The organism is Stenotrophomonas sp. SORGH_AS_0321, assembly GCF_031453215.1.
Classification (GTDB): domain Bacteria; phylum Pseudomonadota; class Gammaproteobacteria; order Xanthomonadales; family Xanthomonadaceae; genus Stenotrophomonas; species Stenotrophomonas chelatiphaga.
In genome coordinates, this window is record NZ_JAVIZG010000001.1 from 1028705 (window position 1) to 1044025 (window position 15321).

Genomic DNA, 15321 nt, shown 5'->3' on the forward strand with positions numbered 1-15321 from the left:
CGTGTTGCTGCCCAGATGAAACCGCCACGCCTCCGCTGGCTGGCTGCCGTCGGCCTGTTCACCGCCTGCAGCCTGCCTGCCCTTGCACAGACCCCGCCCGCTGCGGCGTCCGGCCCCGACCTGGGCGCGATCCTGGCCCGGGTTGCGCCCAATGCAGACCGCAAGGTGCTGCAGTTGGCCGCCAGTGCGATGCGCTGTGCGCTGCGCCGTCCCGAACTGGGCGTGGTGCCCGATCGCCTGGGCGTGATCGACTATTCGCGACCGTCCACCCAGCAGCGGCTGTGGGTGTTCGACCTGCGTCGGCAGCGCCTGCTGTTCGAGGAATGGGTCGCGCATGGTCGCAACAGCGGCGCGGACCGCACCGAACACTTCTCCAATCGCGAGGGCAGTTTCATGTCCAGCATCGGGGCGTTCACCGCGCAGGAAACCTACGTCGGTGGGAATGGGTACTCGCTGCGCCTGGACGGGCTGGAGCCGGGTTTCAACGACCATGCGCGCGAGCGGGCGATCGTGATCCATGGCGCGCCCTACGTGAACCCGTCTGCGGCGCGCCTGCAGGGCCGGCTGGGCCGCAGCCTCGGCTGCCCCGCCGTACGGCTGACGGTGGCCAAGCCGCTGATCGACGCCCTGAGCGGCGGCACGATGGTGTTTGCGTACTACCCGGACCAGGACTGGTTGAAGCGCTCCCAGCTGCTGGACGCCGACTGTGGCGGCCGCCTGGCCAAGCGCTGACCGCGCCGTTGCGTTCGTCAGCGCGAAGGCGGCACGGCACAATGGGCGCATGAACGCCGCCGACATCCTGCAGCATCCCAGCCAGGTCATCCCCAGCGTCGACTACCGTCGCGAGCGCTGGCGCAATGGCCTGGGCTGGACGCGTGAAATCCTGCGCCTGCCGTTGCAGGGCGAAGACTGGGCGCTGCGTCTTTCAATCGCCGAAATCGAATCAGACGCTGCGTTTTCCAGCTTCCCGGGCGTGGATCGCGAGCTGGTGCTGCTGCACGGAAACGGGGTGCGCCTGCGCTTCGATGATGGTCGTCTGGACGAGGTGCTGCCGCCGCATGGTCGCGTGCGGTTCGCCGGCGAACAGGCACTGCACGGCGAACTGGTCGACGGCACCACCCATGATTTCAACCTGATGTGGCGGCGCGACACGCTGACCGCGCAACTGCTGCACCGCCCGATCGTAGGGCCCATGTATTTCTTCACCGAACCTGGCGTGGCCTGGGCCATCCACCTGCTGGCCGGGCAGGCGCGGTTCGACGCCGACGCCGGCCTGCCGCCGATGCAGCAGGGTGATACCGCCTGGCTGGCCGCCGGCGAGCGTCGTCGGCATGCACTGCACGGCGGCGGTGAACTGCTGGCGATCCGGCTCGGTCAGGCGGTGCCGTAGCGCATGCTTCCGTTGCGCGTGCCTCTTTAGAGCGTGCTTCTGTAGTGTGTATTTCAGTACACGTCGCGGCGGTAGCGTCCGGCCAGCACCAGCGCCTCTTTTCCTTCCGCGCCCAGCACCTGTTCGATCACCGCATCCACCGCCGGCGCCATGCCCTGCAGGCTGCCGCAGACCAGGATGGCGGCACCTTCATCGACCCATCGGCGCAGCCGTACGGCTTCGGCCAACAGGCGATCCTGCACGTAACGATGGGCACCGCCGTCGCGGCTGAACACCGCATCCAGGTGCTCCAGCATCCCGCGCTGCTGCATCTGCAGCAGTTCATCGCCGAAGTGGAAATCGTGCGCGGCATTGCGTTCACCGAACAGCAGCCAGTTGCGGCTGGCGCCGGCGGCTTCACGTTCGTGCAGGTGCGCGCGCAGGCCGGCGATGCCGGTGCCGTTGCCGATCAGGATCAACGGTCGCGTGCTGGCCACGCCATGGAAATTGGGGTTGCGGCGCAGGCGCAAATCGATCGTGCCGCCGACCGCCGCCACATCGCACAGCCAGCCGCTGCCGATGCCCGGCGTGCCGTCGGCGCGCAGCTGGCGGCGCAGCAGCAGTTCCAGCGCGCCGTCGTGCATCGCCGAGGCAATGGAGTATTCGCGATGCGGCAGCGGCTGCAGCATCGACAGCAACGTCTGCAGATCGCCGCCCGCGGTGACACCGGGCAGCTGCGAACGTGACAACCGCGCCTCCAAGGTCTGCCCGTCGGCCAGCAACGTGTCGCCCTGCAGTTGGTGCCGTTGCAGCCACGCCTGCACCACCTCCGGCGCATGCCGCGGGCCGATCTCGGCGATGTCGCCGGCCTGCCACGTTGCCTCGCTTCCGGCTGCGGCCGGCGGTGGCTGCAGCCGCAGCCAGTGCACCGGGCCACCCGCGCTGCCGGGATTGAGGTGTTCGCGCTGCAGCAGCGTCCACGCTTGGTAGTCCACCGGACTCCAGTCCGGCTGGTCACTGGCATCGCCGCCCAGTTGGCCCAGCAGTTGCTGCCAGTGGCGCAGGCTGGCCGGATCGGCGTTGTCCACTTCCACCGTGTCGAACATCGCGTGCGCGCCATGCCGGCGCAGCCAGTCGTCCAGCTGGTGGCCGAACGCACAGAAGTGCGCATAGCTGTGGTCGCCCAGGGCCAGCACGCCGTAGTGCAGGTGGCCCAGCGAGGGGGTTGCGGTCATCAGCCGGCGCAGGAACGGGGCGGCATGGTCGGGCGGATCGCCTTCGCCGGTGGTGCTGGCGATGAACAACGCGCGTTCGCTGTCCGCCAGCAGGGCGGCATCCAGCTGCTCGATGCTGCGCAGCCGCACCGCAAGGCCGGCACTGCGCAGGGCATCGGCACTGCGTTCGGCCAACTGTGCGGCGAAGCCGGTCTGGCTGGCCCATACCAGCAGGATCGGCCGCTGGGCTGGATCGATCCGTTCGCGGCGTGGCCGTCCCTGCCACCACAGCAGGGCGCACAGTGCGGCATAGCCGCCCACGCTGGCGATCGCGGTCCATAACGCAGCGCGGCGCGGGGCAGGCATCCAGCCGTTGTCGTCCAGGTGCAGGCGCAGCAGCAGCCAGGCCACCAGCGCCAGCGCCAGCAGTACCAGCAGGTTGCCGAGCAGCGCGCGTGACGGGCGCAGGCTCATGGCAGCAGCGCCTGGAAGGCCGGGCTGAGGGTTTCCAGCGGGCCATCCGCGCTGCGTTCCAGGAAGCGCGCCGCCAACCCCAGTCGGGTGGCCAGTTCCAGGCCGGCATCGCGGCCCAGCACGGTCAGCGCGGTCGCCCACGCATCGGCGTGCATGGCATCGGCGGCCACCACGGTCACCGCCGCCGCCGCGCGCTGTACCGGCCGGCCGCTGCGCGGATCCACGCTGTGGCTTATCTGCTCGCCGTCGTGCTGGTAGTGGTGCCAGCGGTCACCGGAGGTGGCGATCGCCCGGCCATCCAGGTCCAGCACGCGTGGCGGGGTGGGTGTGTGTGCGTCTTCTTCCGGTGCCGATTCCACCAGCACCCGCCACGGCTGCCCGTCAGGCTTGCGGCCATAGCCGTGCAGTTCGCCACCTGCTTCCACCAGCGCGGCGCTGATCTGCTGGCCCTGCAGCCAGCGCACCACCTCGTCCACGCCGAAGCCCTTGGCAATGGCCGACAGGTCCAGTTCCAGTCCGCCGGACTGCAGCAGCGCATCGCCCTGCCACTGCAGCTTCTGCCAGCCGCAGCGTGCGCGGGTGGCTTCGACCGCCTGCCCATCCGGGCGGCCCCGCGCGGCGGCGTGTGCACCAAAGCCCCACAGCGCCACCAGCGGGCCGAGCGTGGGATCGAAGGCGCCGTTGCTGGCTGCCGCCACCTGCTGCGCGCAGGCCAGCACGTGGCGGGTCTGCGATGGCAACGGGTGCCAGCTGCCGGCCGCGGCACGGTTGTAGCGGCTCAGGTCGGATGTCGGTTCCCAGGTGCTCATCTGCGCCACGACGCGGTCGAGTTGGGCCTGGATGCCGGCGTGCAGCGGATGCAGGTCGCGGCTGCGCGGCAGCGCCAGTGAAACCGACCACGAGGTGCCCATGGTGGTGCCGCCGAGGCGTGCGATATCGAGTAGCGGGTTGGTCATCGGCGAGTGCGTGCAAGGTGCCTGTGGAGCCGGGCCAGGCCCGGCTCCGGGGTTCATCATTGCGGCAGCACTTCCAGCGTCGCCACGTAGCTCAGCCTACGCTTTTCAGCCTGCTTCACCGACGTCTTGTTGTCTTCGGTGCCGGTTTCCAGCCAGTACATCCCGGCTTCCGGCCAGCTCACCTTGATCTCGCCCTTGGCATCGCTGGTGACCTTGATCTCTTCCTGCGCATTGCGGTAACGCGTAGCGCCGCGCACGATCTCGAACTCCAGGCCTGCGGTGGGCTTGCCGTCCACCAGCACGCGGAAGGTCGCTTCCTCGCCGGCGAACAGATCGTTCGGGTGGCCCACCGCGATCAGCTCGATGCCCTTGTTGGTCGGCTTCAGTGCGGTGGCATTCGGCGCACCATTGGTGACGAAGGTTTCCACCCGGCCGACGGATTCGGACACCTGCACGTTTTTCGCTTCCTTCGGCAGTTCGCCGAAGCTGGCTGCATTGCCGCGCCAGCGCTTGCGCTCGCCATTCAACTCGTAGGTGGCGAACAGGCCGTCGTTGACCGAGGCGATGCGGTAGGTGCCGGCCTGCTTCAGCTCGATGTCGAACACGCTGCGGAACTTGCCGGTGGCACCGTTCTGCGGCTGCACGCTGCTGCCGTCCGGGGCGGTGACCACCACCGATTCCAGGCGCAGCGGCACATGGTTGAAGTAGAACAGGTCGTTGGACACGGCACCGTCCACGGTGATCCACGGGTTGGTACCGGCGATCACCGTCTGCGACGGCAGCAGCCAGGCCTTGTGGGCCAGCGCGGAGAACGGAAGGGCAGCGGCCAGGGCGGCGGCGAGGACGAGCGTGCGCTTCATCGGGATGACACTCCAGGAAGAAGAAGGTAGGAACCGGGGTCGGATCGCTTCTGCTGTGCAGAAGGGACCTGACCCCATGCGGGAACCGGTCAGGGCTTGACGGCGAGGGTAACCTTGCCCAGTTCGGTGCTGCCTTGCGCCGAAGCGTTCTGCACGGTCTTGGCCGGCCAGTTGAAAGGCACCTTGACCAGTTCACGCCCGCCGACTTCGCGCGCTGCTTCCACCACCAGGGTGTAGTTGCCCGGCGCGAGGTCCTTCAGCGCCGGCTGGCGATCATTGAACGACAGCGCGTGGGTGCCGACCGGACGTGTCGGACCGGTCACCCCGTCCACCGGCACCTCCAGCGTGCGGCCACTCTTGCGCCACCACTGGCGCAGGTCCGGCAGCCACTTGGTGCCATGGCCTTCGCTGTTGCCGGTCTGCTGGTACCAGACCGACAGGTTGGCGGCGACCTTCTGGTCAGCGCCTTCGAGCCAGATCGCCACGTACGGACGGTGGTACTCGGCGACGTTGAGCTTGGGCACTTCGACGTTGATGTCCAGCGTGGTCGCATAGGCCGGCGAGGTGGCCAGCAGGCCGCTGAGGGCAATGGTGAGGGTGACGCGCATGGGCGGCTCCAGCAGGAAAGGGCAGGGAAGGTCAATGGATCAACAACAGGGCGATCAGCAGCGGAATCATCAGGCCCAGGCCGACCAGCGGCCAGGTCATGCGCCGCTGTCGCGCATGCAGGTGCAACAGGAAAAGTCCGGTGATGCAGAACACCAGGCAGGCCACGGCGAACACATCCAGGAACCAGCCCCACGCCGGGCCGGCATTGCGCCCTTTGTGCAGGTCGTTGAGGTAGGACACCGCCCCGCGCGAGGTCGATTCGAATTCCACCGCGCCGCTTTCGCGGTCGATGCTCAGCCAGGCATCGCCGCCGGGACGCGGTAGTGAGAGGTAGATCTCTTCCGGCGACCACTCCGCGGCGCGGCCACCAATTGATATATCCAGTTCGGCATCCAGCCACTGGCGTGCGGCGCGCGGCAGCGGCGCGTTGCCGTCTTCGCGCGTGCCCAGTTGGCCCAGCACTGCGGCGGGCAGTTCCAGCTGGCGGTTGTCTACCTGCGGGGTCGCTTCGATTTTCCCCGCGTGGTTGAGCGTGATGCCGGTAGCGGCGAACAGCAGCATGCCGACCAGGCAGACGGCCGAGCTGATCCAGTGCCATTGATGCAGCGTGCGCAGCCAGAAACCGCGGCTTTGCTGTTGCTGCACGGTAGAAGAGACAGAACGGCTCACGCAGATGGGCAGGGCTCAGGGAGAGGAGGCATTACAGCATTGATGAGAATTGTTCGCAATTAGCGGGTGGGGTAGGGGTGGGTGAGGACCGTTGGTCCTCACGCTTTGTGACAACCAACGGTCGTCACCCACCAGGCAACATGACGGCCAGCGGCCGTCACTACCCTCAGAACGAGACGTTCAGGCTGACCCAGACGCTGCGCGCTTTGTCCTTGTTGTTGTAGTCGTCCTCGAACAGCACTTCGTTGGTGCCATCGGCATAGGCGCCGTTGCCGTCCAGGTCGGTGAAGGTGGCCTGGTAAGTAGTGAAGTCGCGGTCCAGCAGGTTGTTGATCCGCGCGTTCACGGTCAGCCATTCGGTCGCCTTGTACGAGGCGCCCAGGTGCAGCACGGTGTAGTCCTTGTAGTACAGCGGCTGGTTGGTGACCGCACTCACGGCGCGGTAGCGCTTGGAGCGCATTTCACCGGTCAGGAACACGTTGAAGCGCTCGCTGGCCTGCCAGTCGAAGGTGGCGTTGGCCATGTGCTTGGCGCTGTTGCCCAGCGGCAGGCCCTTCTCCGCGCCGCTCTTCTGTTCGCTGTCGGTATAGGTGTAGTTGGCACGCAGTGCGAAGCGTTCGCTGATCTCCCAGCGGCCGGCCACTTCGGCGCCCTGGATCACCACCTCGTCGATGTTGACCGTGCGCGAGCTGCTCGCATAACCCAGTTCGGCGTACTCGCCGGAGCTGGTGCAGGGCTGCGCGAAGCCGGGGCCGCACGGCTGCGAGGTGATCTTGTCGTCGAACCTGTTGTGGAACACGGTGGCATTGGCGCTGTGGCCCTGCGGGTGCTGCCAGTACACCGCCAGTTCGGTGCTGGTGCTGGTTTCCGGCTGCAGGTCCGGGTTGCCATACATCGGCGACGTGCCCTGGCCACCGAAGCCGGTCACCCCGTCATACAGCTGGGTGGTCTTGGGGGTCTTGAAGCCGGTGCTGACGCCGCCCTTGATGGTCCACGCTTCGTTGAGCGTGTACACGCCGTACAGGCGCGGGCTGAGGTGGTTGCCAAACACTTCATGGTCATCGAAACGCAGGCCGTAGGTCAGCGCGAACGGTTCGGTGATGTTCCAGGTGTCCTCGGCGAACAGCGAGTACATGTTGTGGTCCTGGACCTGGCCGGGATTGCCGCTTTCCATGCCGAACACACCGTCGGTCAGCTCACCGCGGATCACCTGCGCGCCGACCACCGCGACATGTTCGCCGGCAGCCTGGAACGGGATGTCCAGCTTGACATCGAGGGTGTACTGCGCGCTTTCCAGCGTGCGCTTGGGACGGGGCAGGAAGGCGGCTTCGGCGGCGGCGCGGCGCTGTGCCTCGGTCTGGCCGACGTAGGCCCCGGTGCCGTTGAGCATCTGCAGCAGCTGGCGGCGTTCGTCCACGGTGAACGGCATGGTGCGGCCATCGTTGTTGGTGGCCACGTGGGCCAACGACACCAGGCTGCGGCCGAAGCTCCAGTCGCCTTCATGGGTCAGCGCCCACGCATCACGGGTGAACTCCTGGCTGGCGCTGTAGCCGACGCGCGGATCGGCACGCGTGCAGTTGCGGCGGGTGATGCAGGTGGTGGAGTTGCCGCGCCAGATCGAGGCGATGCCATCGACGGTGCCGACCGGGTATTCCTCTACGCCGGCGTCGTTGATCTTGATCGAATTGTCGTATTCCTGGCGCGAGGTATCGAAGTCCAGGGTGATGCGCTGGGCATCGGTGGCATTCCATTCCAGGCTGATGCCACCGGCCTTGTTGGTGTTGTCCACGGTCTTGCCGCCCGCGCCGAAGCCCAGCGGGCGGGTGTGCTCCACGCCGGCCGGATCGGTGGACGGCGAATACACCGGATTGGAGGCCTTGCGGTCATACCAGCTGGCACGCGCGCTGAGGTTCAGCACGCCGGGCACCAGCGGGCCGGTGATGAAGGCATCGACGGTGCTGTCATCGCCGAACTGGTCATCGGTTTCGAAGGTGCGGCCGATCGTGGCCGAACCGTGCCAGCTGTCCAGCGCGCGCTTGGTGATCACGTTGATCACACCGCCCATCGCATCAGCACCGTACAGGGTGGAGGCCGGGCCGCGGATCACTTCGATGCGCTCGATCGCATCCAGCGGCGGGATGTGGTTGAACTGGTTGCCGCCGAAGTTGTTCGGGTAGATGTCGCCGTGGTTGTTCTGCCGGCGGCCGTTGATCAGCAGCAGCGTGTAGTCCGAGCCCATGCCGCGCATGGACACCGAGCCCTGGCCGGTCTTGTCGCGGGTTTCGCCCACGTCCACGCCTTCCAGGTCGCGCACGGCATCCAGCAGGGTCATGTACGGGCGCTTGGCCAGTTCTTCGCGGGTGATGACTGAGATGCTGGCCGGTGCATCGGTGATCTTCTGTTCGAAGCCGGACGCGGTGACCACCACGTGGTCCAGGGTGCGCGGCGCGGCGACTTCGGCCAAGGCCGGCGCGGCCAGGGCGCACAGCAGGGCGCTGGACAGGACGGTGCGGGAAACGGACGAACGCAGACGATGGCGCTGGGCCATGGCAGTAACTCCAAAGGGTGCTGGAAAGCGCCGCAGCCGGGCCGGTGGCGCGGTGCAGTGCGAAGGGCCCGGTCCGGGCCGACGGGAAATGACGCGGCAGAAGCGATCAACGCGCATGCCCCAGGCAGGGCCTGCGCGGGAGGTGGATCAGGCCAGCGGAGGCGCCTGGCCGCGTTGCTGGCGGCGTCCGGGCGCATCGGCGCGGGGCGGCTGCGCGCTGGCATGGCGCCAGTCGCGGGAACGGTCAGCGGTGTCGGCCGGCGTGCGCGCCAACAGGGTCCAGCCGAGCACGGCGATGGCAGCGATCGGGCCGGGCGTGGTCTGCGCCGCAGCGGCTTCGTTGGTCAGTGACGTGCGGCGCAGCTTCGCCGGTGCCTGTTCGTGCAGCGGCACGTCGCCGCCGCCACGTTCCTCCACCGGCAGCGGCGCCTGCAGCACGGCCGACGGCGCATGCGGGTCGGCACCCGGTGCGAGCAGCGGCAGGGAGCCCAGCAGCAACGCCAGCATGGCCACCCACGCCAGCAGACCGGCCAGCGCGGGACGCTGGCCGCGCATGGCGGCGCCGAGCTGATGGTGGCGGTGCGGATGACGCAAGGAAGGCCCCGGATAGTGGCCGCCGGCGGAACCCGGCGTGCACGGAGCGTGATTGTAGTGAGAGTCGTTTGCCGTTGCAAATGAGAACGGTTTGCGACAGCCGTGAAGGGCTGTCAGGTTGTATCTCAGACCTCGCTCCAGCGTCGCAGCAGGTTGTGGTACACCCCGCTCAGCTGCAGCACGGCGGCCGCATCGGCCTGGCTTTGCCGCAGCCGCTCGATGGAGGTATCCATCTCCCACAGCAGGCGCCGCTGGGCATCGTCGCGGACCATGCTCTGCAGCCAGAAGAACGAGGCCACGCGCGCACCGCGGGTGACCGGGTTCACCTGGTGCAGGCTGCTGGACGGATACAGGATCAGGTCGCCGGCCGGCAGCTTCACCTCGTGCTCGCCGTAGGTATCGCTGATGATCAGCTCACCCCCGTCGTAGGACTCCGGAGCTGACAGGAACAGGGTGCAGGACACATCCGAACGCAGGTGTCCCTGCGCGCCATGGGCCATCACCGCGCCATCGACGTGGAAGCCGTAGGTGCCGCCACCCTGGTAGCGGTTGAAGCGCGGCGGCAGGATCTTCAAGGGCAACGCGGCAGCAAAGAACAGCGGATTGCGCTGCAGGGCGGCCAGCACGACCCCACCCAACCGCGCTTTCAGCGGCGAGCCATCGGGCAACTGCTCATTGCGCTTGACCTGCGCGCCCTGGCGGCCGACGGTCTCGCGGCCATCGGTCCAGTCGGCCTGTTGCAGCGCGTCCTGCAGGTCGCCGAGTTCCTCGGCAGTGAGCACGTTGGGGATGTGCAGCAGCATCGTGTTCGTCCGGTAAGGGAGAAGGCGCGGGACGCGTGGGCGTCCCGCGCGCTGGGTTCAGAAGCGGAAGTCCGCGCTGAGCAGGAACGTACGCGGCGTGCCCGGGGTGTAACGGTAGCCGCTCTTGTTGATCGCAGCCACATACTGCTTGTCGAACACGTTGTACGCGTTCAAGCGCAGCACCAGCGCTTCGTTCACCGCGTACGACAGCACCGCGTCGTACACCGTGTACGACTTGGTGAAGGAGGGCGTGCCGACGGCGCCGTCGGTGCCGCGATGCATGGCGCTGCTGTAACGCACGCCGCCGCCCAGTGTCAGCCCGAACGGCAGCGCATAGGTGCTCCATGCAGTGAAGGCATCGTCGGGGGTGTAGGTCAGGTTGCTGGTACCGTCCGCCGCTACGTTTGCGCCTTCCTTGACCTCGGTGTCCAGGTGGCTGTAACCGGCCGACAGCGACCAGTTTTCGGTGACGCGGCCGACGGCGGACAGTTCCACGCCCTTGACCCGCTTGCTGCCGGTCTGGGTCGGGTTGCCGGCATCATCCAGCACCTGGGTGTTGATCTCGTTTTCCACATCGGTCTGGAAGATCGCCAGGTTCAGCGCCAGCGCATCATCAAGGAAGGCCCACTTGCTGCCCACTTCGAACGTCTTCGCTTCCTGCGGGTCCAGGCGCGGGTTGTCCAGGCTGCTGGCCGAACTGCTGAGGGCGAAATTGCTGCCGCCCGGCGGCTGCTGCGACAGCGCGTAATTGGCGTAGATGCTGGCCGTATCACCGGCTTTGTACAGCACGCCGAGCTTCCAGTTGAGCAGCGTGTCCGATGCTTCCAGTGTCGGCGTCTGCAGCACCGTGCCGACCGGGTTGGTGCCGCAGGCCGGACCCGCACGGCCGCCGCACACCACCGAACTGGCGTATCGGGTGTCGTAGTGGTCGGCGCGCACGCCGGCGGTCAGCAGCAGGCTTTCGCCCAGGTGCAGGGTGTCGAACAGGTAGGCCGACCAGGTGGTGGTCCTGCCATGTGCATCGGCGCCGTTGTGGCCCCAGGTCAGGCCGCCGACGTTCCAGTCCGGGGCGTACAGGTTCGCCGCCGGCCAGCTGCTGCCACCGGTGACGGCCTGGCCGAAGCTGTCCATCTCTTCGCGGGTGTACTCCAGGCCGGTACTGAGGTTGTGCGCGATGGCACCGGTGGCGAAGTCCGCGCGCAGGTTGAGCTGGTCGGTCAGCAGGGTGTTGCGCTGGTCCTTCAGCGTGGGCAGGCTGCGCGCGATGGTGTACGTGGACAGGTCGTTGCGGTCGGTGTAGCGGATGTTCCCCGTCGGTGCGCCGTTGGCGGCGCGGGTGCCGGTGCCCATGAACGCGGTGAGCAGGTAGTCCTGCTCGGTGCGGCCCCAGCGCGCGGTGTTGGTCAGGCGCACGGCATCGTTGAAATCGTGCTCGATGCGGAAGGTGGCCATCTTCGCGCTGACATCGTCATGGTCGGCGCGCGTGCCGTAGAAGTTCTGCGGATCCACCGGGTTGCCGGCCAGCGCTTCCAGGGTGGGCTGCGGGATCCAGCCGGGCAGGCCGAGGGTCGGCACGCCGCCATCGGGCACGTTGTCCTGGTCCACGTAGAGCAGGTTGAGCACGTAGCGGGTGTCGGTGCCCAGGCCGAATGCCAGTGACGGCGCGATGCCCCAGCGCGAATTGTTGACGTGGTCGCGGCCGGGCTGGTCGCTGTCCTGCCACACGGCATTCAGGCGCAGCGCACTGGTCGCCCCCAGCGACTGGTTCCAATCGGCGGTGGCGCGGCGCTGCTGGTCGCTGCCCAGGCTGGCGGTGCCGGACACTTCATCGTGCAGGGTGGCCTGCTTGCTGACCATGTTGATCGCACCGGTGGGCGCCGAGCGGCCGTTGTCGGTGCCGGCCGGGCCCTTGGTGATCTCCACCTGCTCGGTATTGAACACATCGCGCGAGATCGAGCCCAGGTCGCGCACGCCGTCCACGAACAGGCTGCTGGAGGTGTCGAAGCCGCGCATGTACAGCGCATCACCGGTGGCGGTGTTGCCGTTCTCACCGACGAAGAAGGTGCCCACGCCCGGGCTGTTGCGCAGCGCTTCGGTCAGGGTGGTGGCACCCTGCTGGTTGAAGAGGTCGGCGGTGATCACTTGTATGGTCTGCGGGGTGTCCTGCAGCGATTGGGTGAACTTCGGCGAGGCGACCTTGTCGGCCTTGTAGCCGCGGGTGGCGTGCACGTCCACCTTGTCCAGCGTGCGTGCGCCGTCGTTGCTGTCGGCGAAGGCCAGCGAGGGCAGGGCGGCCAGGCCGAGGCCCGCGGCAAGGCTGGCGGTGGCCAGCGGCAGGGGACGGAACGCGGAAGCGTGCTTGCGGCTTTTGATCGGGTTCATGGGCAGGAATTCGATGATGGCGGTAGCTGTCCGCCAGGCGACAACAGGGCAGCGGCCGGCGGTCGGCCGGCGGCGTGCGAAGGAGATGGCGTGCCGGAGCCCGCAGGCAGCGGCAGTCAGGCGCTGCGCGGAGGCGCCTGTCCCAGCGGTCGCCGTGGCAGGCGCGCACGGAACGCCAGCGCCCGGTCCGGTACCTGTGAGGTCCGTGGCCGGTGCTGCAGCAGGAGGCTGTGGGATGTCGCCTTCCAGCCCGATGGCTTGCTGCGTCCGGCCTCGGATTCCGCTTCGGCCGACGCCATCGCGTGATCAACGGGCACCCCCGGGTGAGGCATCGGGCCGCCCCGGAGCAGGACCGCGCTGTAGCCGGTGGCGGAGACGTGGACCGCACCCCGCGCGCTGGCCTGCCAGAGCATCAGCACCATCACCACGACCAACAGCGGCCACGCTCCGCGGCCCACAAGGGCGGAGAGATCGGGGAAACGCGGCTGGCGAGGAGTCACGCAGGAGAGGCCTGATACATGGTGTTACAAATGGTAGCAGTAACGCGAACCATTCGCATGTAAAGCGTGCGGTCCCTGCGAATTTGGAGAGGAGCGGGTTCGGGGGATGCCTGAATCGTCGTAAGGGGATGCCGTAGGGCGCTGACTGCAGGTACTCCGTCAAGGATTGCGCCGGGCAGGCGCCGTTAGCCTCTGCCACGCCAATTCCGGCTCACCTGGTCGCTTGCCATGCATTTTCCGCCTGACAATGGGGATCTATCGGCGCTCCCCGAATCCGACACCATGCCGCTGCAAGGGCTGGATCCACGAACCACCGGCAGGCTGGTCCGCCGCGCCATTGCCGACATGGGCGAGGGCATCGCCTATGGGAGCAAGGTGGTGCTGCAGCCCCATGACCATGAGCTGGCGCTGCTGCTGGGGCAAACGGCGGCCGACGTGTGTCCGGGCAACCAGCGACTGAACTGGAAACTCAACGCGCTGGTGAGTGCGAATGCCAGGTACTGCGCTGTGAAGATCGTCGGCTCCAATGCCTGCAACCACGCGCTGGGGCTTCCGCGTTCGCAGTCGCAGCTGATCCTGTACGACAAGCTGACCATGACCCCGCTCGCCCAGTTCGATGGCACCGGGCTGTCCGCGCAACGGACCGGCGCCTATGCCTCGCTGGCGGTCGACCAGCTGCTCGCCGACAAGCAGCGGTTTTCGGTCTGCCTGTACGGCGCCGGGCCCATTGCCGACTGCGTTGTCGATGACCTTCATGCCCATCATGCCGACCGGATCAGCCGGATCGAGGTCTGCAGCCGCCGGCCGTCGAGCGCACGGTCGTTCGCTGCCGCGGCAGCCGCGCGCACCGGGCTGGAGGTCGGCGTTGGCGGGGATGGCCCGGGACACGCCGATCTGCTGATCACCGCCACCAACGCCGGCGCGCCCATCGTGCCGGCCGACAGGCTGCACGACGATGCCGTGGTGCTGCATCTGGGCGGTGACGAGCTGCCGGCCGCCTTCATCGAACGCACGCTGGGGCGCGGTACGGTGCTCTGCGACGACGTGGACAGCGTGTGTCACCGCAGTTCGCAGAGCCTGCCGCTGTACTTCGCGCGGCAGAACCTGCGGCTGTCCGACCTGGCGGGACTTTTCAGGATCCGCAGCCTGCATGACCGCGCGCTGCAGCGTCTTGCGCGCCTCCCGCGTCCGGCCTTGATGACCTGCGTGGGGCTGCCGGTACTCGACCTTTACCTGGCGCAGTGGGTGTACGAGCAACGCACTGCGTGCGCCGGCCAAGTGCCCGTTGCGCAGGCGTCGCTGCGCCGTCACTAGGCTAGTCGCGGTCGTCCCGCGTCCAGACCGCGTCGTGTTCGCGCTTTACCGGGAACTTCGGCGCCGGGCTGTACGCGGGGGCACACAGCGCCCGGCCATCGCGCACGTCGAAGCGGGCGCCGTGCAGCACGCACTCGATGCTGCCTTCGGCGCTGTTGAACTCGCCGGAGGACAGCTCGAATTCTTCATGCGTGCACTGGTCTTCCAGCGCGTACAGGTCGCCGTCCAGGTTGAACACCACGATCGGGGTGCCAGTGACCTCGTCGAACACGCTTTTCATTTCGCCGGGCAGCAGCTCGTTGCTGGCGCAGACGAAGGTCCAGGCCCCGCTCATCGCGTCGTCCCCGGCAGGTGCTTTTCCAGGATCTCGAACTGCAGGTCATCGCGCCTGGGAATGCCAAACCGCTCGTCGCCATAAGGGAACGGCTTCTTGATGCCGGTGCGCTGGTAGCCGCGGCGCTCGTAGAAGGCGATCAGCTCCTCGCGGATGTCGATCACGGTCATCAGCATGCTGGTCAGGCCCCACTCGCGAACGCCATGGGCCTCCGCTTCGGCAATGACCTGCTTGCCCAGGCCGCTGCCCTGCTGGGTGGGGTCGACGGCGAACATGCCGAAATAGCCGTGCTCGCCCCCATCTGCGACGTGGGCGCAGGCCAGCAGCTGGCCATCGCGCTCGGCGAGCAGGATGGTCGAGCGCGGACGCGCGATGTCAGCCTGAAGGCCCTCGGCATCGATGCGGGCACCGTCCAGAATGTCCGCTTCGGTGGTCCAGCCGGCCCGGCTGGCGTCGCCACGGTAGGCCGAGGTGACGAGGCCGATCAGGGCAGGAATGTCGGCCGGCGTGGCGGCCCGGAAGGTCAGCGTGGTCATACCGACATTCTAGCGGGCCATGAACAAATGGGGTCAGAGTCGGGGGTCAGAGTCAGGGGTCAGAGTCAGGGGTCAGAGTCCTCTTCAGAGTCAGGGGTCAGAGTCAGGGGTCAGAGTCCTCTTTGCGGAGAGAGAAGGAATCTGACCCCAGACTCTGAC

General features: G+C 67.6%; 14 protein-coding genes. 3 read left to right on the forward strand and 11 right to left on the reverse strand.

The features are described 5' to 3' along the window. Window positions 1–15: 15 nt before the first annotated feature. Window positions 16–732 carry a murein L,D-transpeptidase catalytic domain family protein gene (locus tag QE373_RS04400; RefSeq protein WP_309683974.1) on the forward strand — a complete coding sequence of 239 codons (717 nt, stop codon included), beginning with the start codon at window positions 16–18 and terminating at the stop codon, window positions 730–732. 49 nt (window positions 733–781) lie between these two features. Further along, a complete protein-coding gene (locus tag QE373_RS04405) occupies window positions 782–1390 on the forward strand; it encodes a HutD family protein (RefSeq protein ID WP_309683976.1) in 609 nt (202 codons plus the stop codon). A 53-nt stretch (window positions 1391–1443) separates the two neighbouring features. On the opposite strand, the gene QE373_RS04410 is transcribed toward QE373_RS04405, so the two are convergent. The 9 genes from QE373_RS04410 to QE373_RS04450 form a co-directional block, all read right to left on the reverse strand. After that, window positions 1444–3057: a flavodoxin domain-containing protein gene (locus QE373_RS04410; RefSeq protein WP_309683978.1), complete on the reverse strand. Its 1614-nt coding sequence runs from the start codon at window positions 3055–3057 to the stop codon at window positions 1444–1446. Next, window positions 3054–4013, reverse strand: coding sequence for an FAD:protein FMN transferase (locus QE373_RS04415; protein WP_309683981.1), 960 nt, complete (start codon window positions 4011–4013; stop codon window positions 3054–3056). The genes QE373_RS04410 and QE373_RS04415 overlap by 4 nt, the downstream gene beginning before the upstream one ends. A gap of 56 nt (window positions 4014–4069) precedes the next feature. Next, window positions 4070–4873 carry a DUF4198 domain-containing protein gene (locus QE373_RS04420; protein ID WP_309683983.1) on the reverse strand — a complete coding sequence of 268 codons (804 nt, stop codon included), beginning with the start codon at window positions 4871–4873 and terminating at the stop codon, window positions 4070–4072. 89 nt (window positions 4874–4962) lie between these two features. Then, on the reverse strand, window positions 4963–5481 hold the full coding sequence (locus QE373_RS04425) for a DUF2271 domain-containing protein (protein WP_309683985.1): 519 nt from the start codon (window positions 5479–5481) through the stop codon (window positions 4963–4965). 31 nt (window positions 5482–5512) lie between these two features. Continuing rightward, window positions 5513–6151, reverse strand: coding sequence for a PepSY-associated TM helix domain-containing protein (locus tag QE373_RS04430; protein ID WP_309683988.1), 639 nt, complete (start codon window positions 6149–6151; stop codon window positions 5513–5515). Between the two features lie 166 nt (window positions 6152–6317). Continuing rightward, window positions 6318–8699: a TonB-dependent receptor gene (locus QE373_RS04435; RefSeq protein WP_309683990.1), complete on the reverse strand. Its 2382-nt coding sequence runs from the start codon at window positions 8697–8699 to the stop codon at window positions 6318–6320. 147 nt (window positions 8700–8846) lie between these two features. Further along, a complete protein-coding gene (locus tag QE373_RS04440; RefSeq protein ID WP_309683993.1) occupies window positions 8847–9293 on the reverse strand; it encodes a hypothetical protein in 447 nt (148 codons plus the stop codon). A 125-nt stretch (window positions 9294–9418) separates the two neighbouring features. Further along, window positions 9419–10096: a Fe2+-dependent dioxygenase gene (locus QE373_RS04445; protein WP_309683996.1), complete on the reverse strand. Its 678-nt coding sequence runs from the start codon at window positions 10094–10096 to the stop codon at window positions 9419–9421. A gap of 57 nt (window positions 10097–10153) precedes the next feature. Then, complete coding sequence (locus QE373_RS04450; RefSeq protein ID WP_309683998.1) at window positions 10154–12478, reverse strand: catecholate siderophore receptor Fiu; 2325 nt, start codon at window positions 12476–12478, stop codon at window positions 10154–10156. A gap of 782 nt (window positions 12479–13260) precedes the next feature. Between QE373_RS04450 and QE373_RS04455 the strand changes: the two genes are divergently transcribed. Beyond that, complete coding sequence (locus QE373_RS04455) at window positions 13261–14292, forward strand: hypothetical protein (RefSeq protein WP_309683999.1); 1032 nt, start codon at window positions 13261–13263, stop codon at window positions 14290–14292. Window position 14293: 1 nt separating this feature from the next. On the opposite strand, the gene QE373_RS04460 is transcribed toward QE373_RS04455, so the two are convergent. Beyond that, window positions 14294–14626: a non-heme iron oxygenase ferredoxin subunit gene (locus QE373_RS04460; protein ID WP_057508058.1), complete on the reverse strand. Its 333-nt coding sequence runs from the start codon at window positions 14624–14626 to the stop codon at window positions 14294–14296. Continuing rightward, window positions 14623–15162, reverse strand: a complete 540-nt coding sequence (locus QE373_RS04465; RefSeq protein WP_309684003.1) for a GNAT family N-acetyltransferase — start codon at window positions 15160–15162, stop codon at window positions 14623–14625. The genes QE373_RS04460 and QE373_RS04465 overlap by 4 nt, the downstream gene beginning before the upstream one ends. Window positions 15163–15321: the final 159 nt, after the last annotated feature.

Coding starts and splice junctions, on each gene's coding strand:
- QE373_RS04400 (WP_309683974.1), top strand. CDS start 16: ATGAAACCGCCACGCCTCCGCTGGCTGGCTGCCGTCGGCCTGTTCACC.
- QE373_RS04405 (WP_309683976.1), top strand. CDS start 782: ATGAACGCCGCCGACATCCTGCAGCATCCCAGCCAGGTCATCCCCAGC.
- QE373_RS04410 (WP_309683978.1), bottom strand. CDS start 3,057: ATGAGCCTGCGCCCGTCACGCGCGCTGCTCGGCAACCTGCTGGTACTG.
- QE373_RS04415 (WP_309683981.1), bottom strand. CDS start 4,013: ATGACCAACCCGCTACTCGATATCGCACGCCTCGGCGGCACCACCATG.
- QE373_RS04420 (WP_309683983.1), bottom strand. CDS start 4,873: ATGAAGCGCACGCTCGTCCTCGCCGCCGCCCTGGCCGCTGCCCTTCCG.
- QE373_RS04425 (WP_309683985.1), bottom strand. CDS start 5,481: ATGCGCGTCACCCTCACCATTGCCCTCAGCGGCCTGCTGGCCACCTCG.
- QE373_RS04435 (WP_309683990.1), bottom strand. CDS start 8,699: ATGGCCCAGCGCCATCGTCTGCGTTCGTCCGTTTCCCGCACCGTCCTG.
- QE373_RS04445 (WP_309683996.1), bottom strand. CDS start 10,096: ATGCTGCTGCACATCCCCAACGTGCTCACTGCCGAGGAACTCGGCGAC.
- QE373_RS04450 (WP_309683998.1), bottom strand. CDS start 12,478: ATGAACCCGATCAAAAGCCGCAAGCACGCTTCCGCGTTCCGTCCCCTG.
- QE373_RS04455 (WP_309683999.1), top strand. CDS start 13,261: ATGCCGCTGCAAGGGCTGGATCCACGAACCACCGGCAGGCTGGTCCGC.
- QE373_RS04460 (WP_057508058.1), bottom strand. CDS start 14,626: ATGAGCGGGGCCTGGACCTTCGTCTGCGCCAGCAACGAGCTGCTGCCC.
- QE373_RS04465 (WP_309684003.1), bottom strand. CDS start 15,162: ATGACCACGCTGACCTTCCGGGCCGCCACGCCGGCCGACATTCCTGCC.